This is a genomic window from Sphingomonas sp., from assembly GCF_019746665.1.
Classification (GTDB): domain Bacteria; phylum Pseudomonadota; class Alphaproteobacteria; order Sphingomonadales; family Sphingomonadaceae; genus Sphingomonas.
In genome coordinates, this window is record NZ_JAIERS010000025.1 from 83,059 (window position 1) to 107,379 (window position 24,321).

Sequence of the window (24,321 nt, forward strand, 5' to 3'; positions counted from 1 at the left end):
TCATCGGCGCGCAAGGCTTTTCATGCGCGGCGCGGTCTGCTGGATAAGCTCCAACAACATATCAGGGGCCGTGGGGGTCAATGAAGAAAGCCTTGTTCGCAGCGCGATTCGCGCTGGTGTCAGTCTGCGCCCTGATGATGGCGGCCCCAGCCGCGGCGGGCTACATGCAATGCGCCCCTTTCGCCCGCGAAGTTTCAGGCATCGAGATTCGCGGCAACGCCTATACTTGGTGGAATCAAGCCGAAGGCCGCTACGCCCGTGGCCAAGCCCCGCGCGAGGGCGCGGTGCTCGCCTTCGCCGCGACGCGCGGGATGCCCAACGGCCATGTCGCGATGGTGAGCAAGGTGCTCGGCCCCCGCGAAGTGCTGCTCACCCATGCCAATTGGTCGCGCCGGGGCGGGATCGAGCGCGACGTGCGCGCGATCGACGTTTCGGAAGCCGGCGATTGGAGCAAGGTCCGCGTCTGGTTCGCCCCGCTCGGCGGGCTTGGCAAGACGAGCTATCCCGCGCATGGCTTCATCTACGCCGCCCCCGCAGCGATCGAAGCGCCGGCGCAACTGGCGGTGAAGGCCGGCGCGCCCGGGATCGCCACCTTCGCCCCGATCGAATAAGCGCTCGCGCTCTCGATCAATATTCGTCGATCAGCTCGGCGAGCGTTTCGAGGCAGGCATGTGCCAATCGCCGGCAGCGTACCGGGTTCCAGCCCAGGGCGCGATCGGGGTTGGTGTCGTGATCCTTGAACGGCATTTCCAGCGTCATCGATACCGCGCCGTACCGCTCGGCGAGCTGGTTTGTGGACATCGACAGATTGGCCTTGCCCGGCGCCGATTTGGGATAGCCGAGCTTCGTCTGAAAATCGGGCGTGCGCGCGGCGAGCGCGTCGCGGTAGCGGTAGAATTTGGCGCCAAGCGCGTCCGACCAGCTGGGAATTCCTTCGAAACCCGCCATGAAATTGGCCGGAATCGCCTCGTCGCCATGCGCGTCGATCGCAAAGCGGACGCCGGTTTCGTCCATGGCATTGCGCACGCAGAGCACTTCGGGGCTGCGCTCGGCGCTCGGCTCTGCCCATTCGCGGTTCAGGTTCACCCCGGCCGCGTTGGTCCGCAAATGCCCGCGCGCGCTGCCATCGGGGTTCATGTTGGGCACGAGATAGAAGCGCGCCTTGGCCAGCAGCCGCGCGGTGATCGGATCATCGCCTTGCGCGAGCCGCTCCAGCGCGCCTTCCATCCAATATTCCGCCATCGTCTCACCGGGATGCTGGCGAGCATAGAGCCACACCGGCAGCGCCCCGTGCCCCACGCTTAGACAGTCGATAGACCGGCCGTCGAGCGAGCGACCAAGCTCGCGGTGGGTGAAGCCGGGGGTCGCGGCATAGCGCGCGATCAGCGCCTCGTGCCGCTCGCTCGAATAGGGCGCGAAATAAGCGAACCAGGTCAGCGGGCTAGTCAGCTCATGGCGGATTTCGAGCACGCCATCGGCGTAGCTCGTCTCGGCGAGCGTCCAGGTCTCGCGATCGGTGCTCACCCGCGCGCGATATCCCGGCCAGCCGAGCGGATAGGCGGCGTCCGCCGCGTTGAGCAGCCGCAGCGTCACGCGCTGACCGGCCTGCCCCGCCACGCGGAAATAGAACCATTGAAAGAAATCGGACTGGTGGTCATGCCGGATCGTCAGATCGGCCCGTTCCTCGTCGATTGACACGATTTCGATATTGCCGCCGTCAAAGGCGCTGGTGATGCTCAGGCTCATGGCACGGTGATAGTGCGTCCCGATTGGCCCGGAAACCCCGTGAACAACGCGCGGGCGAGTTTGTCGGCGGTTGCTTGCGGCTGTGCGGCCTGGGCACGGGTGTCCGCCTCGGTGATCGCGCGGCCCTCCCATACGATGTCTCGCTGCGGCAGGCGGCGCAGCTGGACCGACAACTGGGTGACATAGACTTCGCGCTGCCGCGCCTTGCCGACGCCAAAGCCGATCGAGCCGCCGCCGCCGAACCCGCCGCCAAAGCTGCCGCCGCCGATGCCGATGCTCACCGGCTTCTGCGCGACCCCCACCGGGCGGCTTTCACGCGCGATCGCGACCACGGCTTCATAAGGCCCGGCGGCGGCGGTGCTGAAGCCCTGCGCGGAGAGCGCCGCCCCGACCGGTCGGGCATAAAGCTGAAATTCCAGACTGGTCGGGTCGCCGCCTGGGGCCGGCAGCACCGCCACCGCGCCGCGCTCGATCGGTTGATTGAGGTGAAACCGCGTCACCCGCACCGGGTTCGCGGTTGTGCATCCACCCAGCAGCGCCGCCAGCGCCATATATACCGCCACCTGCCGCATCACCTGCTCCCTCATGCCCGACAATCGATTCCGCTGGCACAACGTTTAGCGGGGCCGCGCAGTTTCGCACACGGGTTTTGCTTGACTATTGTCGGGCTCGCCCCTAGGCGCAGCGCCTTTCCAGCAGCCCTCAAACACGAAGCGAATCACGCAATGAAGATCCGCAATTCCCTGAAGTCGCTCAAGGACCGGCACCGCGATAACCGCGTGATCCGCCGTCGTGGCCGCACTTATGTGATCAACAAGACGCAGCGCCGGTTCAAGGCCCGCCAGGGCTGAAGCCCGTGGCCGCCCGGCCGGCCGCCGTCATTTTCGACGTCGGCAATGTCTTGTACGATTGGAACCCGCGGTTCCTTTACGAGCGCCTGATCGACGACGATCGGGCGCTCGACGCGTTCCTGCGCGATGTGTGTACCAAGGACTGGCATTTCCAGCACGACGCCGGGCGCCCCTTCGCGGAGACGTCCGCCGAGCTGACGGTGCAATATCCCGAGCACGCGGCGCTGATTGCCTTGTGGGGGCCGCGCTTCAACGATCAGTTGGGCGACATGCTGCCGGGGATGCGCGACCTGGTGCTTGACCTGGATGCGGCGGACGTGCCGCTGTTCGCGATCACCAATTTTAGCCATGAGTTCTGGCCCCCGTTTCGCACGCGCGAGGCCGAGCTTTTCGACCGGTTTCGTGATATCGTCGTCTCGGGCGAGGAGCAGCTGGTGAAGCCCGATCCAGCGATCTACACGCTCGCGCTCCAACGCTTCGGGCTGGCGGGGTCGGACGCGATCTTCATCGATGACCGGCTCGACAATGTGGAAGCCGCGCGCGGCGTGGGAATGCGCGCGCACCATTTCACCGACGCGAGCGCCCTGCGCGCCGAGCTGGCGGCGTTGCAGTTGCTCGCCTGATCGCTGCGCCGGCCCTCTGCCGGCTATTGCATCGCATCCCCTGATCGTCGATTTTCGGCCGCCGGCCTGTCCGCTTGCCGCCTGCTTCGCCGGCCCACGGGAGAAGATCATGACCGATCTTAAGGTCGCGCTCGCCATTATTCTGGCCGCCACGCCATGCAGCCTCGCCGCCCAGGGGAAACCGCAAAAGATGCCCGCACCCATCGTCTATTTCGATATCGCCGGCCCCGCCGATGCGAAGCAGGCCGCCTTTTATGAAGCCGTGTTCGGCTGGACCGCGGGGCCGGGCGGGGTGGTCTCGGTGCCGGTCAGCGGGCCTCGGCTGTCGGGAACGCTGCGCACCGATCCGGCACAGAAGGTGATCTATATCGGCGTGCCCGACGTTACCGCGACGCTGAAGGACATTGTCGCGCACGGCGGCAAGGTGGTCGCACCGCGCTTCGAGGTGAAGGGGGTGGTGGTGCTCGGCCTGTTCACCGATCCAGCCGGCAACGCGATGGGGCTGGTGGAGCTGACCGCGGACGGGAAAACCAAGGTGCCTTGAGCGCCAAGGGCGTCAATGCCCATAGCCCTTCAGCTCGTCGCCGATGATCCGCACGACATGCAGCACATTGGTCGAGCCCGGTGTGCGGAATGGTACGCCCGCCATCACCACCACCCGGTCGCCCGCGCCGGCGATCTGGTGGCGTAGCGCCATACGCTTGGCCTTGGCGACCATTTCCTCGAACGACTCCACATCGCGCGTGTGGACGGCATAGGTGCCCCATAGCAGCCCCAGCCGCCGGGCGGTTTCCATCTTGGGGGTGAGCACCAGGATCGGCACGCCCGGCCGCTCGCGCGCCACCCGCCGCGCGGTCGACCCAGAGGTGGTGAAGCAGATGATCGCTTTGGCGGAGACGGTGTTGGCGATGTTCTTCGCCGCTTCGGCCAGCGCGTCGGCGGTGGTGGGATCCGGGCGCAGGATGGTGAAGTGAACGCGCTCGCCGTGCATCGGATCGGCTTCGACCGCTTCCGAAATGGCGTTCATCATCGCGACCGACTCTGTCGGCCAGGCGCCGGCCGCGCTCTCGGCCGAGAGCATGATCGCATCGGCGCCGTCATAGACGGCGGTCGCCACGTCCGACACTTCGGCGCGGGTCGGGGTGGGGGCGGTGATCATCGATTCGAGCATCTGCGTCGCGACCACCACCGGCCGCCCCTGGCGCCGCGCGACCTCGACGATGCGCTTCTGGAGCGGCGGCACCGATTGCGGCGGCAGCTCGACGCCCAAGTCGCCGCGCGCGACCATCACCCCGTCACACTGCTCGACGATTTCCTCCAGCCGGTCGAGCGCGGCGGGCTTTTCGATCTTGGCGAGGAGCGCCGCGCGGCCCTGGATCAGCCGGCGGGCGTCGGCCAGGTCATCGGGGCGCTGGACGAAGGACAAAGCGATCCAGTCCACCCCCTGGTCGAGCGCGAAATGCAGATCGGACACGTCCTTTTCGGTGAGCGCCGCCATGGGCAGGATCACGTCGGGGACGTTAAGCCCCTTGTTGTTCGACAGTGGTCCGCCAACCTCGACCTGCGTCTCGATGCGATGGGCTTCGTGTTCCAACACGCGCAGCACCAGCTTGCCATCGTCGAGCAGCAGCCGCGCGCCGGGCTCGATTGCCTCGAAAATCTCGCGGTGCGGCAGCTCGACGCGCTCGACGGTGCCCGGGGTCGCGTCGCGGTCGAGCGTGAAGCGCTGACCCGTCACCAACTGCACCTTGCCGCCGTCAAATCGGCCGACCCGCAACTTTGGGCCTTGAAGGTCGGCTAGAATCGTCGTCGGCCGCCCGGTTCGCTTTTCGAGCGCGCGGATGGTTTCGATCAGCGGGATTTTACTCGCCTGGTCGCCATGGCTCATATTGACGCGGAAGGCGTCGGCACCGGCGCGGGCGAGGCGCTCGATCATCTCGGCGGTGCTGCTCGCGGGGCCGAGGGTTGCGAGGACGCGCACCTTGCGCAGGCGGGGGGCGATGGTTTTGCTCATTATGTCCTCGCTGGCCTTGGCTGGCCCCTCGTCTAATGCCTATCTCGCGCGGCTCAAGGAGGAATAGATGCGTGATATCGATGCGATCGACGATCAGGTGGCGGCCGCTGCCTTCCGCCGGCTGGTCCGGCACCTGCGCCACCGGCACGATGCGCAGAATGTCGATCTGATGGGGCTGGCGGGATTCTGCCGCAATTGCCTGGGTGATTGGGTGGCCGAGGCAAGCGACGGCGCGCTCACCCGTGAGGAAGGCCGCGCGGCGGTTTACGGGATGCCCTACGCAGAGTGGAAGGCGCGCTTCCAGACCGAGGCGAACGCGGAACAGCTCGCGCGGATGCAGGAAAGCGTTGCGAAAAATCAATAAACGCCTCCTTGCCGGAGCGCCCGGTCGGTCTATCGTTCGGCGCTGAATCATCAGGGGGACGCCATGAAGACCATCATCGCCGCGCTGCTGCTGGCCGCTGCGCCCGCCGCGCTCGCTCAGAGCGCGCCCGTGCCCAAGCGGGCCACGTACATCCACGCCGGCACCCTGCTCGCCCGTCCGGGGGAGCCCGCGCGGCGGCAGGTGACGGTGGTGGTACGCGACGGCAAGGTGGCCGAGGTGCGCGATGGTTTCATGGCGCCCGAGGCGGGGACCACGTTGGTCGATCTGAAGGACAAATTCGTCCTCCCCGGGCTGATCGACCTTCACGTTCATAGCTGGGGCATTGGCGGCGACCCGTTGCGCGAGCGGTTGGGCGCGCTCAACCGGGACGGCTATGACGAGATGGTGGAGGCGCAGAAGAATCTGCGCGCCGATCTCGAAGCCGGCTTCACCACCATCCGTGATCTGGGCGGCGATCCGCGTGGCGTGCGGGCGCTGCGTGACGCGATCGCGCGCGGTGAGATCGAGGGGCCGACGATCGTCAATGCCGGTCGGATGATCTCGGTGACCGGGGGGCATGGCGACGGCACGAACGGGCTCGCCGAGGAGTTCGCCGACGCGGTCCATGCCCACCAGATCAACACTTGCGATGGGCCGGACGATTGCCGCCGCGCGGTGCGCCAACAGATCGGGCTGGGCGCGCAGGTGATCAAATTCGCCGCGACCGGGGGTGTGCTCTCCAACGTGGCGGGCGGGCTGGGGCGGCAGATGACGCCGGAAGAGATGCGCGCGATCATCGAAACCGCGCACAGCTTCGGCCGCAAGGTGGCGGCGCACAGCCATGCGGCGGAAGGGACCAAGGCCGCGCTCGAAGCCGGCGTCGACACGATCGAGCATGGCAGCTTCCTTGATGACGCGGCGATCGCGCTGTTCAAGGCCAAGGGCGCTTATCTGGTGCCGACGATGATCGCGCCTGTCTCGGCGCTGGAACAGGCGCGCGCCGGTGCCTTGCCCGCCGCGACGATCCCGAAGGCGGAAGCGGCGGCAGCGGCGGCCTTCGAAAGCCACAAGAAGGCGATCGCGGCCGGCGTGAAGATCGCGTTCGGCACCGATACCGGCGTCTCGAAGCACGGCGACAACGCCCGTGAATTCGCGCTGATGGTCCGCGCCGGCATGACCCCCGCCGCCGCGATCCGCGCCGCCACCCTCACCGCCGCCGAGGCGCTGGGGCGTGAGGGGGAGCTCGGCAGCATCGAGCCGGGGAAGGCCGCCGATATCATCGCGGTGGCGGGCGATCCGACGCAGGACGTGGCGCGGTTGCGCGGCATCGAGTTCGTGATGCACGCTGGCACGGTGGTGAAGGCGGGCGGCAAGCGCGCGGCGTTTCCAGCCGAGTGAGCCCGGTTGCTGGGGGAGGGCGGAATGACAAGAACTATTGGTCGGGCGATTCTGGCAGGTGCCGCGCTGTCGGCGATCGGTGCCGTCCCCGGGTTCGCGGCGCCGCAGCGCTGGCCTTTGGCGATCACTACCGAGCCGGCGGCCGATCGCGCGCATCCTGCCCGAATCGAGGTGCTGCGCATTCCCAGCGGTGACGCGACGATGAACGGCATTGCTTATGTGCCAGCCGGCGTGGGGCCGCACCCGCTGTTCGTTTTGCTACACGGCTTACCGGGGAATGAGCGCAATTTCGATCTGGCGCAGACGCTGCGTCGCGCCGGCTGGACCGTGGTGATGGTCCATTATCGCGGCGCCTGGGGCAGCCAAGGGCGGTTTTCCTTCCAGCACTGCCTGGAGGATGCCCGCGCCACGCTCGCCTATGTGCGCGATCCCGCCACTGCCGCGAAGCTGGGGGCTGACCCGAAGCGCGTCGTGCTCGGCGGGCACAGCATGGGCGGCTGGGTGACGGCGATGACGCTTGCCGACGATACTGGGCTGCTGGGGGGTGTGATCATATCGGCCGGCGACTTCGGCGCGATCGGGGCGCGGGCGCGAACGGCGCGCGCCCAGGTCGTGGCCTCGATGGACGATAATCGCGCGCCGCTGGCGGGTGTCACCGGAGAGACGATGGCCGACGAATTGGCCGCCAACGCCGATCGCTGGACCTTTGCCGGTCTAGCGCCAAAGCTGCGCGACCGGCGCTTGCACGTGATGTGGAGCGACGACTTCGTGGCGGAGGACTCGCGCCGCCTGCTGGCGGCGGTGCGCGCGCCGGGCGGCAAGCGGATCACCGAGGATCACGTCGCGACCGATCATGTCTGGTCCGACAAGCGGCTGACGCTGCAGGCGCTGACCCTCAAATGGCTTGCCACGCTGCCGCAATGACGGTGGTTGAGCAGCGCCCTGCTTTCGCCTAGGAGCGCCGCTCAACGCATAGCTGGAGCTACCGAACCCCCATGAGCGATGTTGTCGCCGCCGACGAATTGAGGCTGTTGATCGAGCGTGCCGAGCGGCTGGAAGAGGAAAAGCGCGGCATCGCGGACGACATCAAGGACGTGATGGCCGAGGCCAAGAGCCGTGGCTATGACGTGAAGGCGATCCGCAAGATTATCGCGATCCGCCGCAAAAAGCGCGAGGAGTATCAGGAAGAGGAAGCAATCCTCGATACCTATCTCGCCGCACTCGGCATGAGGTAGGCTAGCCCCTTTCGGCCATAACGCCTGCCCCACAAACGTCAGCCGCGCCGCCGAGAGGATGGCGATGTGACGGAGAGGCGGGCGTTGCCCGGCAATCTCGTCCCTCATGTGCCGTCGCGTGGAGTCCATCCCTTACGCCACTCGACTTGCCCCTGAGCGCCTCCTTCCGGTAACGGCGCGAGTCACCTCGCGACATCACCCACGAAGGATCCCATGGCCGGCCATTCCAAGTTCAAGAACATCATGCACCGCAAGGGCGCGCAGGATAAGAAGCGCTCGGCGATGTTTTCCAAGCTCAGCCGCGAAATCACGGTCGCGGCGAAGATGGGCCTGCCCGAGCCCGATATGAACCCGCGCCTGCGCGCGGCAATCAACGCCGCCAAGGCGCAGTCGATGCCCAAGGACAATATCCAGCGCGCCATCGACAAGGCGAGCAAGGGCGAGGGCGAGAATTACGAGGAAGTCCGGTACGAAGGCTTTGGTCCCGGCGGCGTGTCGCTGATCATCGAGGCGCTGACCGACAATCGTAATCGCACCGCGACCAACGTCCGCACCGCCGTTTCCAAGAATGGCGGTAACCTTGGTGCGAGCGGATCGGTGAGCCACGGCTTCAGCAGGCTTGGGCTGATCACCTATCCGGCGAGCGCGGGCGATGCCGAGCGGTTGTTCGAAGCGGCACTCGAGGCCGGTGCCGACGACGTCACCTCAGGCGACGACGGCCACGAGATCTGGACCTCGATCGAAGCGCTGCACGAAGTCGCGAAGGCGCTTACCCCCGTGCTCGGCGAACCCGAGGGCGCGAAGCTTGCTTGGCGGCCAGGCACCACCGTGAGCGTCGACGAGGCGGCGGCTGCGCAATTGTTCAAGCTGATCGACACGCTCGACGATGACGATGATGTCCAGCAGGTTTGGGGCAATTACGAAGTGAGCGACGAGGTAATGGCGAAGCTTGGCTAGCTTAGGTGCGACCCAAAACGGATGCGCAACATTTTGAAAGTTTGCGCATTTTACGAAAAAATGTTTGCTTTCGCCTAAGCCCGCCCCTTGCAAATTCTCGCTGGCCTTTTCACTTAACGGCTCGCTGAGCAGCTGCAGCAAAGCGCTTGGCGAACCGCGGGGGCGCCACCCCTATATAAGGGGGAAGCGCATGGGGCACGGCCGGCAACTCCTGATGATGGGCGCGCTGATGCTCGCGGCGTGCGGGCAGCGTGGCGGGCCGCCGGCGCCGCCGCCGACGGTCGTCACCGTCGCCACGCCGTTGCAGCGCAACGTCGTCGATTGGGACGAGTATATCGGTCGGTTCGAGGCGCCGCAGGACGTCGAACTGCGCCCGCGCGTCTCCGGCGCGATCGACCAGGTGCTGTTCAGCGACGGGCAGAATGTCCGCCAGGGCCAGGCGCTGTTCGTGATCGATCCGCGCCCCTATCGCGCCACCTTGCAGCAGGCGCGCGCCCAGGTGCTCCGCGCCGAGGCGACGCTCGCCAATGCCCGCACCGAACTCGCCCGGGCGCAAACCCTGCTCGGCGCGCAGGCGATCAGTCGCGAGGAGTTCGAAACGCGCGAAGCGACCGTGCGGACCGCCCAGGCCGATTTGCGCGCGGCGCAGGCGCAGGTAACGAACGCCGCGCTCAATCTGAGCTTCACCACCGTCCGCGCGCCCGTATCGGGCCGGATTTCGGACCGGCGGGTAAGCCGGGGCAATCTGGTGCAGGATGGGCAGACGGTGCTCACGCGGATCGTATCGATCGACCCGATCTGGTTCACCTTCACGGGTGCCGAGAATTTCTATCTGAAATATCTGCGCCAGGACGCAAGCGGGCAGCGCAAGTCGTCGCGCTATACGCCCAACCCGATCGAGATCCAGCTCGCCGATGAAAGCGGCTATCGCTGGAAGGGGCGGATGGCGTTCGTCGACAACGCGATCGACGCGCAATCGGGCACGATCCGCGCGCATGCGGTGGTGCCGAACCCGACCGGCTTCCTCACGCCTGGTTTGTTTGGTCGCGCGCGGCTGCTCGGTTCCGGCACGTATCACGCGATGCTGGTGCCCGATGAGGCGATCCTGACCGATCAGACTCGCAAGCTCGTCTATGTTCTCACCAAGGACAACAAGATCGCGCCGCGCCCAGTCGTCACCGGGCCTCCGGTGGAGGGGCTGCGCGTGGTCAAGGAGGGGCTGGGACCGAACGAGTTGGTGGTGATAAACGGCATCACCCGGCTGCAACCGGGGATGTCGGTGCAGCCGCGGCGCACCGCGCTGAAGCCCCGCGCCGAAGATACCTCACCGGTGGCGCAGCCGATCGACGCACCGCTGCCGGCCGAAGCCAAGGCGGGCTGAAGGCCATGCGCTTCCCACACTTCTTCATCGATCGCCCGATCTTCGCGGCGGTCTTGTCGATCCTGATCATCGTGTTCGGCGCGGTCGCCTATCCGATCCTGCCGGTCGCGCAATATCCGGAGATCGCGCCACCGACGGTGGTGGTGAGCGCCACTTATCCGGGCGCGACCGCCGAGACACTGGCGGAAACGGTCGCGGCGCCGCTCGAAGAATCGATCAACGGCGTCGAGAAGATGATCTACATGTCGTCGTCGTCGACCGGCGACGGCGCGATCGCCATCACCATCACCTTCGCGCAGGGGACGAATGTCGATCAGGCGCAGGTGCTGGTGCAGAACCGCGTCTCCGAGGCCGAACCGCGCCTGCCCGAGGAGGTCCGTCAGATCGGCGTGACGGTGCGCAAGAACTCGCCCGACATCCTCATGTGCGCGGCGCTTTATTCGCCGGACAAGAGCCTTAGCCAGCAATATGTTTCCAACTATGTGACCACCCAGCTGCTCGACCGCCTGTCGCGGATCGAGGGCGTGGGCAGCGCGCGCATCTTCGGCGGACGCGATTACAATATGCGGGTCTGGATCAATCCCGATCTTGCCGCCGCGCGCAATCTGACCGTGGATGAGATTATCGGCTCGGTCCGTGCGCAGAACGCGCAGGTCGCCGTCGGTTCGGTCGGCCAGCCGCCGTTCAACCGGGGCGGCACCGCGTTCCAGCTCGGCATCACCACCAAGGGCCGCCTGGCGAGCCCCGAAGAATTCGGCGATATCATCATCAAGAGCGATGCCCAGGGACGGCTGACGCGGGTGCGCGATGTCGCGCGCGTCGAGCTTGGCGCGCAGGATTATTCGATCAACCCGTTCCTTTCCAATCAAGAGACGAGCGCGGTCTGCCTTACCCAGCTGCCGGGATCGAACGCGCTCGCGACCGCCGCCCTCGTCAAGCAGGAACTGGCGACCAGCGCGAAGAGCTTCCCCAAAGGCCTGGCGTATCAGATCCCTTACAACCCGACCGAGTTCATCGAAGCCTCGATCGAGGCGGTGCAGCACACCTTGTACGAAGCGCTGTTCCTGGTCGCCTTCGTCGTGCTGCTGTTCCTGCAAAGCTGGCGCGCGGCGCTGATTCCGATCCTGGCGATTCCGGTGTCGCTGATCGGGTCGTTCGCGATGCTTGCCGCGTTCGGCTTCTCGGTCAATAATCTGTCGCTGTTCGGCATGGTGCTGGCGATCGGCATTGTGGTCGACGACGCGATCGTCGTGGTCGAGAATATCGAACGGTTGATGGAGGAGAAGGGCCTCTCCCCCCGCCAAGCCGCGCATGAGACGATGGACGAAGTGTCCGGCGCGCTCGTCGCGATCGCGCTGGTGCTGTGCGGTGTGTTCATCCCGACCAGCTTCATCCCGGGTATTTCGGGCCAGTTCTACCAACAGTTCGCGCTGACGATCGTTTCCGCGACGGCGATCTCGGCGTTCGTCTCGCTCACCCTGTCGCCGGCGATCGCCGCGCTGGTGCTGAAGCCCAAGGCGCATGGCGAGCCCGCGTCCGGGATACGAGGCGCCGGCGCGCGGTTCGCGCGCGGGTTCAACCGCGGCTTCGATTGGCTGGGCGAGCGTTATGGCCGCTTCACCGCGCGCGCGGTGCGGACGCTGGGGCTGATCGTGATCGTCTACGCCGGTCTGATCGCGCTCGCCGGGTGGCGCTTCACGGCGACCCCGACTGGTTTCATCCCCGCGCAGGACCAGGGCTATCTGATCGTCGCGGTGCAGCTGCCGCCGGGCGCCTCGCTTCAGCGCACGACCGAGGTGTTGCGCCGCGCGCAGGAGATCGCACTGAAGCAGCCGAGCGTGCGTGGAACGGTGGCCTTCGCCGGGCTTGACGGCGCGACCTTCACCAACGCCCCCAACGCGGCCGCCATGTTCGTGCCGCTGAAACCTTTTGGCGAGCGTGGGTCGTCCGACGCGGTCGCCAACCAACTGCGGCAGGCGTTCGCGCCGATCACCGATGGCATCCTGCTGGTGATCCCGCCGCCGCCGGTGCGCGGCATCGGCACGGGCGGCGGCTGGAAGATGCTGATCGAAGATCGACAGAACCAGGGTTATCAGCTGCTCGAACAAGTCGCCTTCGCGATGATGATGAAGGCCAATCAGGCGCCCGGCATCACCGCCGCCTTCACCACTTTCAATGCGCGTACCCCCCGCATCAAGGCCGATATCGACCGTGAACGCGCCGAACAGCTGGGCGTGCCGGTGGCGAACGTGTTCTCAACGCTCGGCACCTATCTTGGCTCGACCTATATCAACGATTTCAACTTCCTGGGCCGGACTTTCCGGGTGACGGCGCAGGCCGACGCGCCCTACCGCGATGAAGCGTCGGACATTGGCCGGCTGCGTACCCGTTCGGCCTCGGGCGAGACGGTGCCGCTCGACGCAGTGATGTCGCTCAAGACCGAGACCGGGCCGTACCGCGTCGTGCGCTATAACCTCTACCCGTCGGCCGAGCTTCAGGGGGATACGATTCCCGGCTACAGCTCGGGCCAGTCGCTCGCGACCATGGCGCAGCTGGCGCGTGAGACGCTGCCGGCGGGGATGAGCTTTGAGTGGACCGAGCTCGCCTATCAGCAGGAGCGCGCGGGCAATACCGGTACGATCGTGTTCGGCCTGGCGGTGCTGTTCGTCTTCCTGCTGCTCGCCGCTAATTACGAAAGCCTGGTGCTGCCCTTCGCGGTCATCCTGATCGTGCCGATGTGCCTGCTCGCCGCGATCGTTGGCGTGAACCTGATGGGGATGGACAATAACATCCTCACCCAGATCGGATTGGTCGTGCTGATCGGTCTCGCCGCGAAGAACGCGATCCTGATCGTCGAGTTCGCCAAGGCCAACGAGGACGCGGGCATGGAACTGCGCGAAGCCGCTCAGCACGCCGCCGCGCAGCGCTTGCGGCCAATCCTGATGACCTCGATCGCGTTCATCCTGGGTACGCTGCCGCTGGTGATTGGCTCGGGTCCAGGTGCCGAGATGCGCCGCGCGCTCGGGGTCGCGGTGTTCTTCGGCATGATCGGGGTGACGACCTTCGGGCTGTTGTTCACCCCCGCCTTCTACGTCATCAGCCGCAAGCTGGGCGACCGTGCGAGCAGCTTCCTTCGCCGGCGCAAGCTGGACGACACGCCGCCACCCACCGCGCACGAACCCGCGCCGGAGCCCGCCGAATGAGCCGTGCCGCCCGTCTCACGCCGCTGATTGCCGCGCTCCTTGCCGGGTGCGTTGTCGGCCCCAATTATGTGAAGCCCGCCGCTCCCCTACCGAGCGATTCAAAGCTGCGCGAGGTGGAACTCGCCGCGCAGGCGCGGGTGAGCGCGGAGAAGCTGCCCGAGAAATGGTGGCAGCTCTACCGCGATCCGGTGCTCGATCGGTTGGTGACCGACGCGCTGACGCACAACACCGATATCCGCGTCGCCGCCGCGAACCTTCAGCGCGCGCGCGCGGTACTCGCCGAGCAGCGCGGGGCACGTCTGCCAACGCTCACCCCATCGGCCCAATATAGCCGCCAGCAGGGCAACAGCGCCAATGCCGCCGCCTTTGGTGGTGGGGGCGGGGCGGCGCGAACCTTCCAGTTCGATCTGTTCCAGCTGGGGATCGATGCGTCCTACGAGGTTGATCTGTTCGGCGGCGTGACCCGCGCGATCCAGGCCGGGCGCGGCGATGTCGAGGCGTCGGTGGCGCAGCTCGACGCGGCTCGAGTGGCGGTCGCGGCGGAGACGGCGCGCAACTATGCCGCCGCTTGCGCCAATGCCCAGCAATTGGCGGTCGCGCGTGAAACGGTGCGGTTACAACGCGAAACGCTTGGGCTGACCCGCCGCAGCTTCGACGCGGGGCGTGGCACCCAGCGCGACGTGCAGCAGCAGGAAGTGCTCGTCGCCCAGGTGGAAGCACAGCTGCCGGGGTTGGAGGCGGAGCGCCGCGCTGCGCTCTATGCGCTGGCGACGCTCACCGGACGCCCGGCCGAACAAGTGGATGCCGAGGCCGATCGCTGCACGGCGGTGCCCCAGCTCGATCAGCCGCTGCCGGCGGGCGACGGCGCCGCGCTCATCGCGCGCCGGCCGGACGTGCGCGCCGCCGAACGCACCCTCGCCGCCGATACCGCGCGGATCGGGGTGGCGGTCGCCGACCTTTATCCTTCGATCAGCCTGCTTGGCCGCATCGGGCTCAACGCGACGCGCGGCAGCCAATTGTTCAAGGGCACGTCGGTCAATTATTCGATCGGGCCGCTGATCCAGTGGAATTTCCCGAACCAGACGGTCGCGCGCGCGCGGGTGCGGCAGGCGCGCGCCCAGGCCGAGGCGTCGCTCGCGCGGTTCGACGCGGCGGTGCTCGCGGCCTTGAACGAGACCGAGCAGGCGCTCGCCCGCTATGCCGGCGCGCTCGACCAGCGCGAGGTGCTGGCGCGCGCCGAGACGGCGAGCACCGAGGCGGCGCGGATCAGCCGGCTGCGCTTCCAGAGCGGCCTCGATAGTTCGCTCCAGCTGATCCAGGCCGAGCGCGACCTGGCCAACGCCCGCACCGCCCGCGCTCAGGCGGAAGCTTCGGTGGCCGAGGCGCAAGTGTCGCTCTTCCGCGCGCTCGGCGGCGGATGGGAGGGGGCGCCCGAGGTGACGCGGCGGGCGCCGGGGAGTCCGTAAGCGTCCCTTTGACAGGAACGGATCGGCTTCATGGTTGCCTCGACAACGCGCGCGCTTCAGGCAATGTCGCTGCGCTGTGGTACAAGTTTGAGGTGATGGGATGATTCTGGTCCTGACGGCTGCTGCTGCGGCGCTTGCGGCTCCGTCCGCGATATCAAAGCGCTGCGACGCCACCGATCAATGGCGTCTGGTGTTCGTCAATGGCCCTGATGGCCGACACGTTTCGGGCAAGCGTGAGGATCTGCTGCGCGCGATCCGGCGCGGCAGCCCGGTTCGGGTCGGCTGGGGTGAGGCGGCGGCCGACGGCAAATGGTCGGTCGAGGAATACGCCAACACCAGCTTCGTCAATATCATGGCCGGGCGCGAGGTGATCGCGCAAATCGAGCCCGGCCTGATCCAGAGCAGTTATATCGATCCAGACAAAGCCGGCCTGAAGACGCCGCTGGTCGATTGGCTTGCGATGATCGGGACGAACGGTCGCTTCGACGCGGTAACGATTGACCGCAAGAGTGGCGAGCAATTGCGGCGCCTTGTGCAGCGGACGACAGTATATTGGTATGCTTTGGCGCCCGACCCGCGATGCGATGTGCGACCGGAGCCCAAGGTGGCGCCGCGCGGTAGACTGAATAGCGTCGAGCTTGATGAACCAAGCAAGCGGGTGGCTGGCGAGTAGCCAAGCTATGTGGCTACCGCCCGATCCGCCGTTCCAGCCAGTCCGCCGCCTCGTCCGGGCTCTTCTTGTCGGCATCCCGATCGACCAGAAGATTTGCCTCGCGCATCGCCTCGACCGGGATGGCATCGACTAGGCCCCGCAACGCACCCACGAACCGCGCGTCACCCGTATGAGCGCGCGATACCAGCAGCACCGCGTCATAGCCCGGGATCGCGCCCTTGGGGTCGCTCAGCACGGTCAGCTTCTGCGCGGCGATCCGGCCGTCGGAGGAGAAGGCGGTGATCACGTCGGCTTCGCCGCTCGCCACCGCGCGGTACATGAAAGTGGGGGCATAGGCCTGCGCCTTGCGGAAATGCAGCGGATAGGCGCGCTGCACCGCCGCCCATTCGGGGCGCTCGAGAAACTCCAGGTCCGAGCCGAGCTTCAGTGCCGGCGCCTGCGCGACTAGATCGTCGAGGCTCTTGAGCCCGCGCTTCGCCGCGACGTCGCCGCGCAGCGCGAACGCATAGGCATTCTCGAACCCCAGCGCCCCGAGCAGCCGCACGCCATGCTCGCGCGCGACCCAATCGCCCACCTGTCGCACGATCTCGGCCCGGGCGGGCACGTCCTGGCGCTTCATCTCGTTGGTGAAGATCGTCCCCGAATAATCGACATAGACGTCGATATCGCCGCCCGCGAGCGCGCCGAACACCACCGCCGATCCCAACCCCTCGCGGTAGCGCACCTGATAGCCCGCGCGCTCGAGCCGGTGGCCGATGACGCGCGCGAGGATATATTGCTCGCCAAAGCCCTTGGCACCCACGGTCACGCTCGGGCGGCTGCTTGGCATCGCGGGCGCGAGCGCGGCGAGCACGCCCGCCGCCAGCACCACCACCGCCACGATCGCGCGCACGCGCTTGCGCTCGGCGATGCCATATTCGACCATGCCGAGCAGCGCGTCGACGGTCAGTGCCAGCCCCGCCGCGGCGAGGCAGCCGGCGAGCACCAGCGCCCAATTCTGCGTCTGCAGCCCGGCGAAGATCATGTCGCCAAGCGAGGGCTGGCCGACGGTGGTGGAGAGCGTCGCGGCGCCGATCGTCCAGACGGCGGCGGTGCGTATCCCCGCCATCAGCACCGGCGAGACGAGCGGCGCCTCGATCAGCAGCAGCTTCTGCCACGCGGTCATCCCGACGCCGTCCGCCGCCTCGATCACCGCCGGGTCGAGACCGTTGAGGCCGGTGACGGTGTTCCGCAGGATCGGCAGCACGGCATAGAGCGTGAGCGCCATCACCGAAGGCAGGAAACCGAGCGCCGGAATCCCGCCGCCCACCGCCGCCGACAGGCTCAGCAGCAGCGGATAGAACAGCGCGAGCAGCGCGAGGCTGGGGATGGTCTGCACGAGGCTCGCGAAGCCCAGCGCCGCGCGCGCCACCGCCGGCCGCCGCGCCGACCAGATGGCGAGCGGCAGGCTGATCACCAGCCCCAGCGCGATGGCGCTCGCCGCGAGCAGCAGATGCGCCGCGAGCAGATCGGGCACACGCTTCAGCGCCTCCAGGAACGGGCTCATGCCGGGCGTTCCAGCGCGCGCAAAGCGCTGGCCTGTTCGCGCGGTACGGCGACCAGCGCCCGCGCCTCGGCCGAGCCTTCGCCCGCGATCAGCGCGCGCGGGCTCGCATCGGTGACGATCCGGCCCGCGGCCATCACCAGCACCCGGTCGGCGAGCAGCAGCGCCTCGGCCATGTCGTGCGTCACCATGATCGTGGTGAGGCCCAGCCGATCATGCAGCGCCCGGATCGCCTTGCCCAGGCTGTCGCGCGTGATCGGATCGAGCGCGCCGAACGGCTCATCCATCAGCAGCAGCCCCGGCTCGGTCGCGAGCGCGCGGGCGACGCCGATGCGCTGGCGCTGGCCGCCCGAGAGTTCGTCGGGAAAGCGCGTGGCGAAATCGCGCGGCAGCTCGACCAGATCGAGCAGTTCGTCGATCCGCGCGCCATGGTCCTTCAGCCCCGCCAGCCGCCGCCCGATCGCGATGTTTTCGCCCACGGTGAAGTGCGGGAACAGGCCGATATTCTGGAAGATATAGCCGATGCCGCGCCGTAGCCGGTGCGCGTCCGCCGCCAGCACGTCGTCGCCGTTGATCAGCACCCGGCCCTGGCTGGGCTCGATCAGCCGGTTGATCATCTTGAGCAACGTCGATTTGCCCGAGCCCGACGCGCCTACCAGCGCCACGAAACTGCCCGCCGCGATCTCCAGACTGACGGCGGCCACCGCATCGGTCGCCCCATAGCGCTTGGCGACGGCATCGAAGCGGACGGAAGGGCCGGGCATCGGTGCCGGTGATGCGGGATCGACCGGCGCGCGTCAAATGCTGCTACGCGGCGCGCTCGCTTTGCGGCATGAACCGGCAAAGCCGAGTCGAGTGGCAAGGGGGCCGTCATGCAGCGCATTTTCATCACCGGCGGCGGATCGGGCATCGGCGCCGCCACCGCCAAGCTGTTCGCCGCGCGCGGGTGGCAGGTGGGACTGGGCGATGTGAACGAGGCCGGGCTCGCCGCCACCGCCGCCGCCTTGCCGCAGGGCGCGCGCACCTACGGGATCGACGTGCGCGACCGCGAGCCCTTCGCCGCCGCGCTCGCCGATTTCGCGGGCGACGACGGGCGGATCGACGTGATGATGAATAATGCCGGCATCGCCGTCGGTGGGCCGCTCGCCGCCAACAGCTGGCAAGAGATCGACCGCGTCGTCGGCATCAACCTGATGGGCGTCGTCAACGGAGCCAAGCTGGCTTACCCGTATCTGAAGACGGCGCGCGGGTGTCTGCTCAACGTTTCGTCGGCGGCGGGTATCTATGGCGGGCCGGGCATTGGCATCTATGCCGCGACCAAATTCGCGGTGCGTGGCCTGACCGAGTCGCTCGATGGCGAATGGGCGGGGGAGGGCATTCGCGTGCGTGCGCTGATGCCGAGCTTCATCGACACGCCGCTGCTCGAAGCAGGCATCGCCGGCACCAATTACAGCGTCCGTCAGACGGTGACGGCGGGCGGGCTGGAGATCACGCCGGTGGCGCAGGTCGCTGAAGCCGCATGGGCGGCGGTGCATGGCACGCGGCTCCACACGCCCGTGGGCAAGACCGCCCAGCGCCTGGCCTTCGCGGCGCGCTGGATGCCGGGCGCTTTGCGCCGGCAAATGGGGCGGCGGGGGTTGGCGCGATAGAAAACCTCCCCGGCGCGAACGCCGGGGAGGCCAAGGCCCTGCTCGCGCGGTGCGTGCTTAAAAGCGCACGGTTGCCGAGGCGCGGAAATTGCGGCCGAGAATGCCGTCGAAATAGGTCACCGTGCCGCCACCCGCGGGGGTGGGGAACGGCGTTTTCTCGTCGAGCAGGTTGTTGATCACGAAGCGCAGCGTGAAGCGCTTGGTGACATCGGCCGAGAGCGTGGTGTTGAAGAAGCTTACCGAGCCGACATTGGGGAAGTCGCGGTTGGTGATCGGCTCGTCGGGATCGACCCGGGTCGGGCCGAAATATTGCCACTGCCAGGCCCAGCTGAAGCCAGGCGTGGTGTAATAGAGATTGGCATTGGCCTTGTGCGGCGAATAGCCGATCGAGTTGCGCAGCGTCGTCCGGTCGCCCGCGCCCACCCGCAGCACCAGCTCATCGGTGTACTGATAATTACCCTGGAACGCGATCCGGCTCTGCGCGCCCAGGAAAGGGGTCGGGATCGAATAGCCCAGGTCGACGATCAGGCCACGAAAATTCTGGGTCGCGGCGTTGGCGAAGCCGGTGTTGATGAAGGTGATCTGCCCAGCCGCGTTGCGGGTGAAATTGCCGCACAGATTGCTCGGATAAGTGGGCGAGTCATAGCAACCTTGGAGCACCTGCGTGGCGTTGAGCGAGGTGATCGCGTTCTGCAGGCGGATGTCCACCCAGTCGACCGTCAGGTTCAGGCGCGGCAACCAGCGCGGCCGCACGATCGCGCCGAGCACATAGGCATCGGCTGTTTCGTTGCGCAAATTGGTGTTGCCGGCCAGCGTCCCCCGGGTGGTGAAGTCGACGATGTTCGACTGGAAGCCTGCGGGTAGCCCAGCCGCTTGGCAGTTCGCCGCGCGCCGCGCCGGGTTGGGCCCGATATTGATGAAGCGCGAATCGCACGGGTCGTTCGCGGTGGTGAAGATCTGGCTGGTCGGGTTGAACAATTCGGTGATCGCCGGCGCGCGGACGGAGCGCGTATAGTTGCCGCGGAAGGTGATCCCCGAAATCGGCTCCCACCGCGCATCGCCCGTGTAGGTGAAGTCACCCCCAGCATAGCTGTTCTCGATATAGCGCGCGGCGCCGTGCAGTTCGAGCGAGCGGATGAACGGGATGTTCTGGTCATTGCCGATCAACGGCACGCTCAATTCCGCGAACCCTTCATTGGTGTAGAAGGAACCCCGCACCGGATCGATCGGCACGCTGCGCCCGAACTGGATGCGCTGTCCCGGATTATTGGGATCGGGCTGACCGAAATAGAAAGCGCCCGGATCGAAATTCGCGCTTTCGTTGCGATGCTCATACCCCAGCGCGAAGCCGACCGGGCCGCCCCAGATGTTGAACAGATTGCCGGTAAGCGAGGCGGTGACGACCCATTGCTCGTTCACCTGGCGCGGATTGGCGGTGGTCGTGACATAATCGCGCGCGGCCTGCGAGATTTGCTGGCCGAACGGGTTGATCGGCGCGCAGGTGCTGCTGATCGTTGCGATCGGCGCGTTTACCGCGCCGGGCGCGCAGACGATGTTGCCGCTGGCGTCGCGCACCGCGTTGAGCGCATTTTGGAAGTTCTGCTGCACCAGCACCCGCTCGCCGCCCTGGGTGGTCGAGCGGCCATAGTTGCCGACGACCTGGAACTTCATGTCCTGTCCCAGCGCGCGGAACTTGATGTCGGTGCCGGCGACGAAGCGGTAAAGCTCGACCGTCGACGATCCCGCGCCCGAGATCAGATCGGTGTTGGCGCGCCCCAAATAGAAGCGATCGGGGAAATCCGCCGCCGGGTTGCTCGTCAGCGAATTGACGATCGTCGCCCGCGCCGCCGGCGACAGGAACGGGTTGTCGACGCTCAGGATGAAGTTGCCGTCCGGGGTGCCCGCCGCGTCGAACAGCGCGGTGTTGTACACCGGCTGGTTGCGCAGCTGCTCGCCCCGACTGTTGGCGTACCAACCCTCGAAGAACAGCCGCGTGTTGTCCGAAAGGTCGTAATCGGCGAGCGCGGTGAACAGATAGCGCTTGGCGGGGGCGAGCAGAGTGTTGGGCAGCACGAAGCCGTTGCCACCGTTGAAGTTGATCAGATTGCCGGTCTGCTGGCCAAATTCGATCGGCACCAGATTGCCTTGCTGATCGAAGGCAAGCGCCTGGCCGGCGCCGTTGGTGACGCTCGGCTGGAACCCGAACTGCCCCACCTGGCCGGGCGAAATCGGGAAGAAATCGGTGACCAGCGGCGCGCCATTCGGATTGAGCGCGGGAATACGGCGATCGCCGATATACACGCTGCTGAAGGGCGAGCTGCCCGGCAGCGGCGTGGTGAACGAGCTGTTGAGCCGCGAATCGGGGCGGTCCTCCAGCGTCAAGCCGCCCTGCTCGTTATACTCGGCGGCGATGGTGATGTTGCCGCGCCCTTCGGCGAAGTTGGTGCCGAACAGCCCGCGGATGCGCGCATCGGTCGCGTCACCGCGCTCGCTGATGCCATATTGGCCATCGAGCACCAGCCCCTTGAACTTGCGCTTGGTGATGATGTTGATCGTGCCCGCGATTGCGTCCGAACCATAGATCGGCGCGCCGCCGACCGCGATCGTATCGACCCGATCGACCAGCAGCGTAGGGATGACGTTGAGGTCGACCTGTACGCCCGAACCGGTCGGTCCGAAGATCGAAGAGCTATTTGAGGTAACGAAGCGCCGACCATTGACAACGACGAGCGTCCGCTGGTCACCCAAGCCAAAAATGTTAACAAAATTCTGTCCCGATCCGAACGCACCCGCCTGGCCGCCGGCGCGGCTGCTGCCGGGCACGCCGAACGAGGGCAGGGTGTTCAGCGCATCGGCGATGTTCGAGAAGCCACGCTGATCGATATAGGCCGAATCGACCGTGATCGTTGGCTGGCCGCTCTGAAGGTTGCGCCGGGCGATGCGCGAGCCGGTAACGACGACGTCATCGGTATTGCGCGCATCATCGGCGGGCACCGCCGCCTGTTGCTGCGCGGGGCCGCCAACGGCGACCGGGTTGTCCGGCTGGGCGTTCCCCGCATCCTGATTGTTGACCTGCGCCACCGCCGGCGCGGCAGCAAACGTCGCCACGAGCGAAACCGACGCGATCAGCGCCGCGCGCATTTTCTTCCGCATACAAAACCCCTTGTCATCCCAAGCTACGCGTTTTTACGTAGTTTACGGTCGGGACTGCGGGGCTCTACGTCAACTACTTAGGTATTATTACGCAAGCGTTTCTGATTTAAACTGTGTCAGCAAGGCAACACAGTCATTCCAGAAACGAATCAATCGCCTGCGCCAGCTCGACATCTTGTCCGGAAAGGCCGCCGGCATCATGCGTGGTGAGAAGTATCTCCACGCGGTTCCACACGTTCGACCATTCGGGGTGGTGATCGGCCTTTTCCGCGAGCAGCGCGACCCGGGTCATGAAAGCGAAGGCTTCGCTGAAATCGGCGAAGCTGCAGGTGCGGCGGATGCCGTCGCGTTCCTCGTCATAATCCCAGTCGGGCAGTCCATCGAGCGCTTCGGCGCGTTCGGCGTCGCTCAGCCGTTCGATCATCGCTGTGCCTCCCTTGCTCTTGTCGTCTGCCCGTGCCTATCACCGAGCGATGACGAGGCAAGCGCCGACTTTGGACGCGATCGAGGCGTGCGCGCGCGACGTGCTCGCACGGCTGCCGGCCCCCTTCGCCGCGCATCTTCAGGACATTGTCCTGATCGTCGAGGAGTTCGCAGACGACGAGACGCTCGACGCGCTCGGGATCGAGGACCCGTTCGAGCTGACCGGGCTCTATCACGGCCGGCCGGTCGGCGAGAAGGCGCTCGCTTCGGGCGACCTGCCCGATCGCATCCACTTGTATCGCCGACCAATTCTGGATGAGTGGTGCGCGACCGGGGTAACCCTCGACGCGCTGATCACGCATGTCGTGGTGCATGAGGTTGGCCATCACTTCGGCCTGTCCGACGCCGATATGCACGCCCTCGAAGCCTCGGTGGCCGAGGAAGGCGCGTGATCGCTTTTGAAGGCGTTGCCTGTGAACGCGGTGGGCGGCGGCTGTTCTCTGGCGTGAGCTTCTCGGTCGCAGCGGGCGGCGCCCTGCTGGTACGCGGCCCCAATGGCGCGGGCAAATCGAGCCTGTTGCGTCTCGCCGCCGGGCTGCTCGCTCCGGTCGAGGGGCGGGTGGTGGGCGAGGGCGCGCGGGGTTGGCTGGGGGAACTGCACGCGCTCGACCCCGAATTGCCGCTCGGCCGCGCGCTGGGTTTCTGGACCGGGCTCGACGGCGCGGGGACGCGTCTGGCGGCGGCGCTGGGCCGCGCGGGGCTCGCCGCGCTCGCCGAGGTGCCGGTGCGATTGTTATCGACCGGGCAACGGCGCCGCGCGGCGCTGGTGCCGTTGCTGGCGGCTGCCCCGCCGGTGTGGTTGCTCGATGAACCGGCGAGCGGCCTCGACGTGAGCGCGGTCGATCTGCTTGGCCGGCTGATCGCCGACCACCGCGCCGGCGGTGGCGCGGTGCTGGTCGCAACCCATCAGCCGATCGACCTGCCGGGTGCCGAGGAGCTGGTGCTGTGATCGCGGCACTCATCGCCCGCGACCTGCGCCGCGCCTGGGTGGGCGGCGGCGCGGTGCTGCCGATCGCGTTCTTCTTGCTGGTGACGATCCTGTTCCCGTTCGCTGTCGGCCCCGATGCGGCCTTGCTCGGCCGCGTCGCGAGCGGGGTGATCTGGGCGGCGGCTTTGCTCGCGGCGTTGCTTCCGGTCGAGCGGCTGGTCGCGCCCGATCTGGAGGCGGGCGTGCTCGATCAGCTCGCCGTGCGCGGGGTGCCGCTGGTGCTGATCGCCGCCGCCAAGCTCGTCGCGCATTGGCTGAGCTTCGGGCCGCCGCTGATGCTCGCCGCGCTGATCGCGAGCGCGCTGCTTGCGCTGCCGGGCGATCGGCTCGCGGCGGTCGAGCTGGCGCTGGCGGTGGGCACCCCGGGGATGGCGGCGTTGGGCCTGGCGACCGGAGCCTTGGTCGCCGGCCTGCGCGGGGCGGGGGCGGTCGCGGGGCTGGTGATGCTCCCGCTTGGCGTGCCGCTGGTGATCTTTGGCGCGGGCGCGGTCGAGAGCGCGCAGGGGCTCAAGCTGCTGGGGGCGACGACCCTCGTGCTGATCGTCGGCGCGCCGTTGGTGGCGGCGGGGGCGATGAAGATCGCGCGCGAGTAGC

At 67.0% G+C, this 24,321-nt stretch carries 24 protein-coding genes; 17 read left to right on the forward strand and 7 right to left on the reverse strand.

Annotated features, from left to right (window positions below; genetic code table 11):
* Positions 1 to 80 precede the first annotated feature (80 nt).
* Positions 81 to 611: a CHAP domain-containing protein gene (locus K2X73_RS14640; RefSeq protein ID WP_294112020.1), complete on the forward strand. Its 531-nt coding sequence runs from the start codon at positions 81 to 83 to the stop codon at positions 609 to 611.
* A 16-nt stretch (positions 612 to 627) separates the two neighbouring features.
* Here the strand turns inward: K2X73_RS14640 and K2X73_RS14645 are convergent, their stop codons facing one another.
* Together K2X73_RS14645 and K2X73_RS14650 are read right to left on the reverse strand one after the other, a co-directional pair.
* Positions 628 to 1,746, reverse strand: a complete 1,119-nt coding sequence (locus tag K2X73_RS14645) for a M14-type cytosolic carboxypeptidase (protein WP_294112021.1) — start codon at positions 1,744 to 1,746, stop codon at positions 628 to 630.
* A complete protein-coding gene (locus tag K2X73_RS14650; protein ID WP_294112022.1) occupies positions 1,743 to 2,318 on the reverse strand; it encodes a DUF4136 domain-containing protein in 576 nt (191 codons plus the stop codon). The genes K2X73_RS14645 and K2X73_RS14650 overlap by 4 nt, the downstream gene beginning before the upstream one ends.
* 153 nt (positions 2,319 to 2,471) lie before the next feature.
* Between K2X73_RS14650 and ykgO the strand changes: the two genes are divergently transcribed.
* The 3 genes from ykgO to K2X73_RS14665 all read left to right on the forward strand — a co-directional run bounded on the left by ykgO (position 2,472) and on the right by K2X73_RS14665 (position 3,764).
* Positions 2,472 to 2,597, forward strand: a complete 126-nt coding sequence (gene ykgO, locus K2X73_RS14655) for a type B 50S ribosomal protein L36 (protein ID WP_008069451.1) — start codon at positions 2,472 to 2,474, stop codon at positions 2,595 to 2,597.
* A 5-nt stretch (positions 2,598 to 2,602) separates the two neighbouring features.
* A complete protein-coding gene (locus K2X73_RS14660) occupies positions 2,603 to 3,220 on the forward strand; it encodes an HAD family phosphatase (protein WP_294112023.1) in 618 nt (205 codons plus the stop codon).
* Positions 3,221 to 3,329: 109 nt separating this feature from the next.
* Positions 3,330 to 3,764 (forward strand): VOC family protein, encoded by a 435-nt coding sequence (locus K2X73_RS14665; protein ID WP_294112024.1) that lies wholly within the window; start codon positions 3,330 to 3,332, stop codon positions 3,762 to 3,764.
* A 12-nt stretch (positions 3,765 to 3,776) separates the two neighbouring features.
* On the opposite strand, the gene pyk is transcribed toward K2X73_RS14665, so the two are convergent.
* Positions 3,777 to 5,234 carry a pyruvate kinase gene (gene pyk / locus K2X73_RS14670; RefSeq protein ID WP_294112025.1) on the reverse strand — a complete coding sequence of 486 codons (1,458 nt, stop codon included), beginning with the start codon at positions 5,232 to 5,234 and terminating at the stop codon, positions 3,777 to 3,779.
* Positions 5,235 to 5,301: 67 nt separating this feature from the next.
* On the opposite strand from pyk, the gene K2X73_RS14675 reads away from it, so the two are divergent.
* From K2X73_RS14675 to K2X73_RS14715, 9 genes are all read left to right on the forward strand, one after another.
* Entirely contained in the window at positions 5,302 to 5,598 is a 297-nt protein-coding gene (locus K2X73_RS14675; RefSeq protein WP_294112026.1) for a DUF1244 domain-containing protein, read from the forward strand.
* A gap of 63 nt (positions 5,599 to 5,661) precedes the next feature.
* Complete coding sequence (locus tag K2X73_RS14680; protein WP_294112027.1) at positions 5,662 to 6,996, forward strand: amidohydrolase family protein; 1,335 nt, start codon at positions 5,662 to 5,664, stop codon at positions 6,994 to 6,996.
* Positions 6,997 to 7,020: 24 nt separating this feature from the next.
* Positions 7,021 to 7,920 carry an alpha/beta fold hydrolase gene (locus tag K2X73_RS14685; protein WP_294112028.1) on the forward strand — a complete coding sequence of 300 codons (900 nt, stop codon included), beginning with the start codon at positions 7,021 to 7,023 and terminating at the stop codon, positions 7,918 to 7,920.
* 71 nt (positions 7,921 to 7,991) lie between these two features.
* Complete coding sequence (locus tag K2X73_RS14690) at positions 7,992 to 8,231, forward strand: DUF2312 domain-containing protein (RefSeq protein WP_294112029.1); 240 nt, start codon at positions 7,992 to 7,994, stop codon at positions 8,229 to 8,231.
* Between the two features lie 213 nt (positions 8,232 to 8,444).
* Positions 8,445 to 9,188: a YebC/PmpR family DNA-binding transcriptional regulator gene (locus K2X73_RS14695; RefSeq protein ID WP_294112030.1), complete on the forward strand. Its 744-nt coding sequence runs from the start codon at positions 8,445 to 8,447 to the stop codon at positions 9,186 to 9,188.
* Positions 9,189 to 9,378: 190 nt separating this feature from the next.
* Positions 9,379 to 10,569: an efflux RND transporter periplasmic adaptor subunit gene (locus tag K2X73_RS14700; RefSeq protein ID WP_294112031.1), complete on the forward strand. Its 1,191-nt coding sequence runs from the start codon at positions 9,379 to 9,381 to the stop codon at positions 10,567 to 10,569.
* A 5-nt stretch (positions 10,570 to 10,574) separates the two neighbouring features.
* Positions 10,575 to 13,772 carry a multidrug efflux RND transporter permease subunit gene (locus K2X73_RS14705; RefSeq protein ID WP_294112032.1) on the forward strand — a complete coding sequence of 1,066 codons (3,198 nt, stop codon included), beginning with the start codon at positions 10,575 to 10,577 and terminating at the stop codon, positions 13,770 to 13,772.
* Positions 13,769 to 15,238, forward strand: a complete 1,470-nt coding sequence (locus tag K2X73_RS14710) for an efflux transporter outer membrane subunit (RefSeq protein WP_294112033.1) — start codon at positions 13,769 to 13,771, stop codon at positions 15,236 to 15,238. The genes K2X73_RS14705 and K2X73_RS14710 overlap by 4 nt, the downstream gene beginning before the upstream one ends.
* Before the next feature lie 100 nt (positions 15,239 to 15,338).
* Complete coding sequence (locus tag K2X73_RS14715) at positions 15,339 to 15,911, forward strand: hypothetical protein (protein ID WP_294112034.1); 573 nt, start codon at positions 15,339 to 15,341, stop codon at positions 15,909 to 15,911.
* Positions 15,912 to 15,924: 13 nt separating this feature from the next.
* On the opposite strand, the gene K2X73_RS14720 is transcribed toward K2X73_RS14715, so the two are convergent.
* Together K2X73_RS14720 and K2X73_RS14725 are read right to left on the reverse strand one after the other, a co-directional pair.
* Positions 15,925 to 17,457: an ABC transporter permease/substrate-binding protein gene (locus K2X73_RS14720; protein ID WP_294112035.1), complete on the reverse strand. Its 1,533-nt coding sequence runs from the start codon at positions 17,455 to 17,457 to the stop codon at positions 15,925 to 15,927.
* Positions 17,454 to 18,218 (reverse strand): ABC transporter ATP-binding protein, encoded by a 765-nt coding sequence (locus K2X73_RS14725; protein WP_294112036.1) that lies wholly within the window; start codon positions 18,216 to 18,218, stop codon positions 17,454 to 17,456. The genes K2X73_RS14720 and K2X73_RS14725 overlap by 4 nt, the downstream gene beginning before the upstream one ends.
* Before the next feature lie 108 nt (positions 18,219 to 18,326).
* Between K2X73_RS14725 and K2X73_RS14730 the strand changes: the two genes are divergently transcribed.
* On the forward strand, positions 18,327 to 19,103 hold the full coding sequence (locus K2X73_RS14730; protein ID WP_294112037.1) for an SDR family oxidoreductase: 777 nt from the start codon (positions 18,327 to 18,329) through the stop codon (positions 19,101 to 19,103).
* A gap of 57 nt (positions 19,104 to 19,160) precedes the next feature.
* Here the strand turns inward: K2X73_RS14730 and K2X73_RS14735 are convergent, their stop codons facing one another.
* A complete protein-coding gene (locus K2X73_RS14735) occupies positions 19,161 to 22,256 on the reverse strand; it encodes a TonB-dependent receptor (RefSeq protein ID WP_294112038.1) in 3,096 nt (1,031 codons plus the stop codon).
* 133 nt (positions 22,257 to 22,389) lie between these two features.
* Positions 22,390 to 22,680, reverse strand: a complete 291-nt coding sequence (locus K2X73_RS14740) for a 4a-hydroxytetrahydrobiopterin dehydratase (protein WP_294112039.1) — start codon at positions 22,678 to 22,680, stop codon at positions 22,390 to 22,392.
* A 49-nt stretch (positions 22,681 to 22,729) separates the two neighbouring features.
* Here K2X73_RS14740 and K2X73_RS14745 point away from each other — a divergent pair, with 49 nt between their 5' ends.
* The 3 genes from K2X73_RS14745 to K2X73_RS14755 are packed head-to-tail and all read left to right on the forward strand — an operon-like array spanning position 22,730 to position 24,320.
* Positions 22,730 to 23,131, forward strand: a complete 402-nt coding sequence (locus K2X73_RS14745; RefSeq protein WP_294112040.1) for a metallopeptidase family protein — start codon at positions 22,730 to 22,732, stop codon at positions 23,129 to 23,131.
* Positions 23,128 to 23,688, forward strand: coding sequence for a heme ABC exporter ATP-binding protein CcmA (gene ccmA, locus K2X73_RS14750; RefSeq protein WP_294112041.1), 561 nt, complete (start codon positions 23,128 to 23,130; stop codon positions 23,686 to 23,688). Before K2X73_RS14745 ends, ccmA begins: the two co-directional genes overlap by 4 nt.
* Complete coding sequence (locus K2X73_RS14755; protein ID WP_294112096.1) at positions 23,688 to 24,320, forward strand: heme exporter protein CcmB; 633 nt, start codon at positions 23,688 to 23,690, stop codon at positions 24,318 to 24,320. The genes ccmA and K2X73_RS14755 overlap by 1 nt, the downstream gene beginning before the upstream one ends.
* Position 24,321 lies beyond the last annotated feature (1 nt).

Coding starts and splice junctions, on each gene's coding strand:
- K2X73_RS14680 (WP_294112027.1), top strand. CDS start 5,662: ATGAAGACCATCATCGCCGCGCTGCTGCTGGCCGCTGCGCCCGCCGCG.
- K2X73_RS14710 (WP_294112033.1), top strand. CDS start 13,769: ATGAGCCGTGCCGCCCGTCTCACGCCGCTGATTGCCGCGCTCCTTGCC.
- K2X73_RS14725 (WP_294112036.1), bottom strand. CDS start 18,218: ATGCCCGGCCCTTCCGTCCGCTTCGATGCCGTCGCCAAGCGCTATGGG.
- K2X73_RS14665 (WP_294112024.1), top strand. CDS start 3,330: ATGACCGATCTTAAGGTCGCGCTCGCCATTATTCTGGCCGCCACGCCA.
- K2X73_RS14640 (WP_294112020.1), top strand. CDS start 81: ATGAAGAAAGCCTTGTTCGCAGCGCGATTCGCGCTGGTGTCAGTCTGC.
- K2X73_RS14685 (WP_294112028.1), top strand. CDS start 7,021: ATGACAAGAACTATTGGTCGGGCGATTCTGGCAGGTGCCGCGCTGTCG.
- K2X73_RS14695 (WP_294112030.1), top strand. CDS start 8,445: ATGGCCGGCCATTCCAAGTTCAAGAACATCATGCACCGCAAGGGCGCG.
- K2X73_RS14740 (WP_294112039.1), bottom strand. CDS start 22,680: ATGATCGAACGGCTGAGCGACGCCGAACGCGCCGAAGCGCTCGATGGA.
- K2X73_RS14735 (WP_294112038.1), bottom strand. CDS start 22,256: ATGCGGAAGAAAATGCGCGCGGCGCTGATCGCGTCGGTTTCGCTCGTG.
- K2X73_RS14720 (WP_294112035.1), bottom strand. CDS start 17,457: ATGAGCCCGTTCCTGGAGGCGCTGAAGCGTGTGCCCGATCTGCTCGCG.
- K2X73_RS14700 (WP_294112031.1), top strand. CDS start 9,379: ATGGGGCACGGCCGGCAACTCCTGATGATGGGCGCGCTGATGCTCGCG.
- K2X73_RS14705 (WP_294112032.1), top strand. CDS start 10,575: ATGCGCTTCCCACACTTCTTCATCGATCGCCCGATCTTCGCGGCGGTC.
- K2X73_RS14690 (WP_294112029.1), top strand. CDS start 7,992: ATGAGCGATGTTGTCGCCGCCGACGAATTGAGGCTGTTGATCGAGCGT.
- pyk (WP_294112025.1), bottom strand. CDS start 5,234: ATGAGCAAAACCATCGCCCCCCGCCTGCGCAAGGTGCGCGTCCTCGCA.
- K2X73_RS14675 (WP_294112026.1), top strand. CDS start 5,302: ATGCGTGATATCGATGCGATCGACGATCAGGTGGCGGCCGCTGCCTTC.
- ykgO (WP_008069451.1), top strand. CDS start 2,472: ATGAAGATCCGCAATTCCCTGAAGTCGCTCAAGGACCGGCACCGCGAT.
- K2X73_RS14730 (WP_294112037.1), top strand. CDS start 18,327: ATGCAGCGCATTTTCATCACCGGCGGCGGATCGGGCATCGGCGCCGCC.
- K2X73_RS14650 (WP_294112022.1), bottom strand. CDS start 2,318: ATGCGGCAGGTGGCGGTATATATGGCGCTGGCGGCGCTGCTGGGTGGA.
- K2X73_RS14745 (WP_294112040.1), top strand. CDS start 22,730: ATGACGAGGCAAGCGCCGACTTTGGACGCGATCGAGGCGTGCGCGCGC.
- K2X73_RS14715 (WP_294112034.1), top strand. CDS start 15,339: ATGATTCTGGTCCTGACGGCTGCTGCTGCGGCGCTTGCGGCTCCGTCC.
- K2X73_RS14645 (WP_294112021.1), bottom strand. CDS start 1,746: ATGAGCCTGAGCATCACCAGCGCCTTTGACGGCGGCAATATCGAAATC.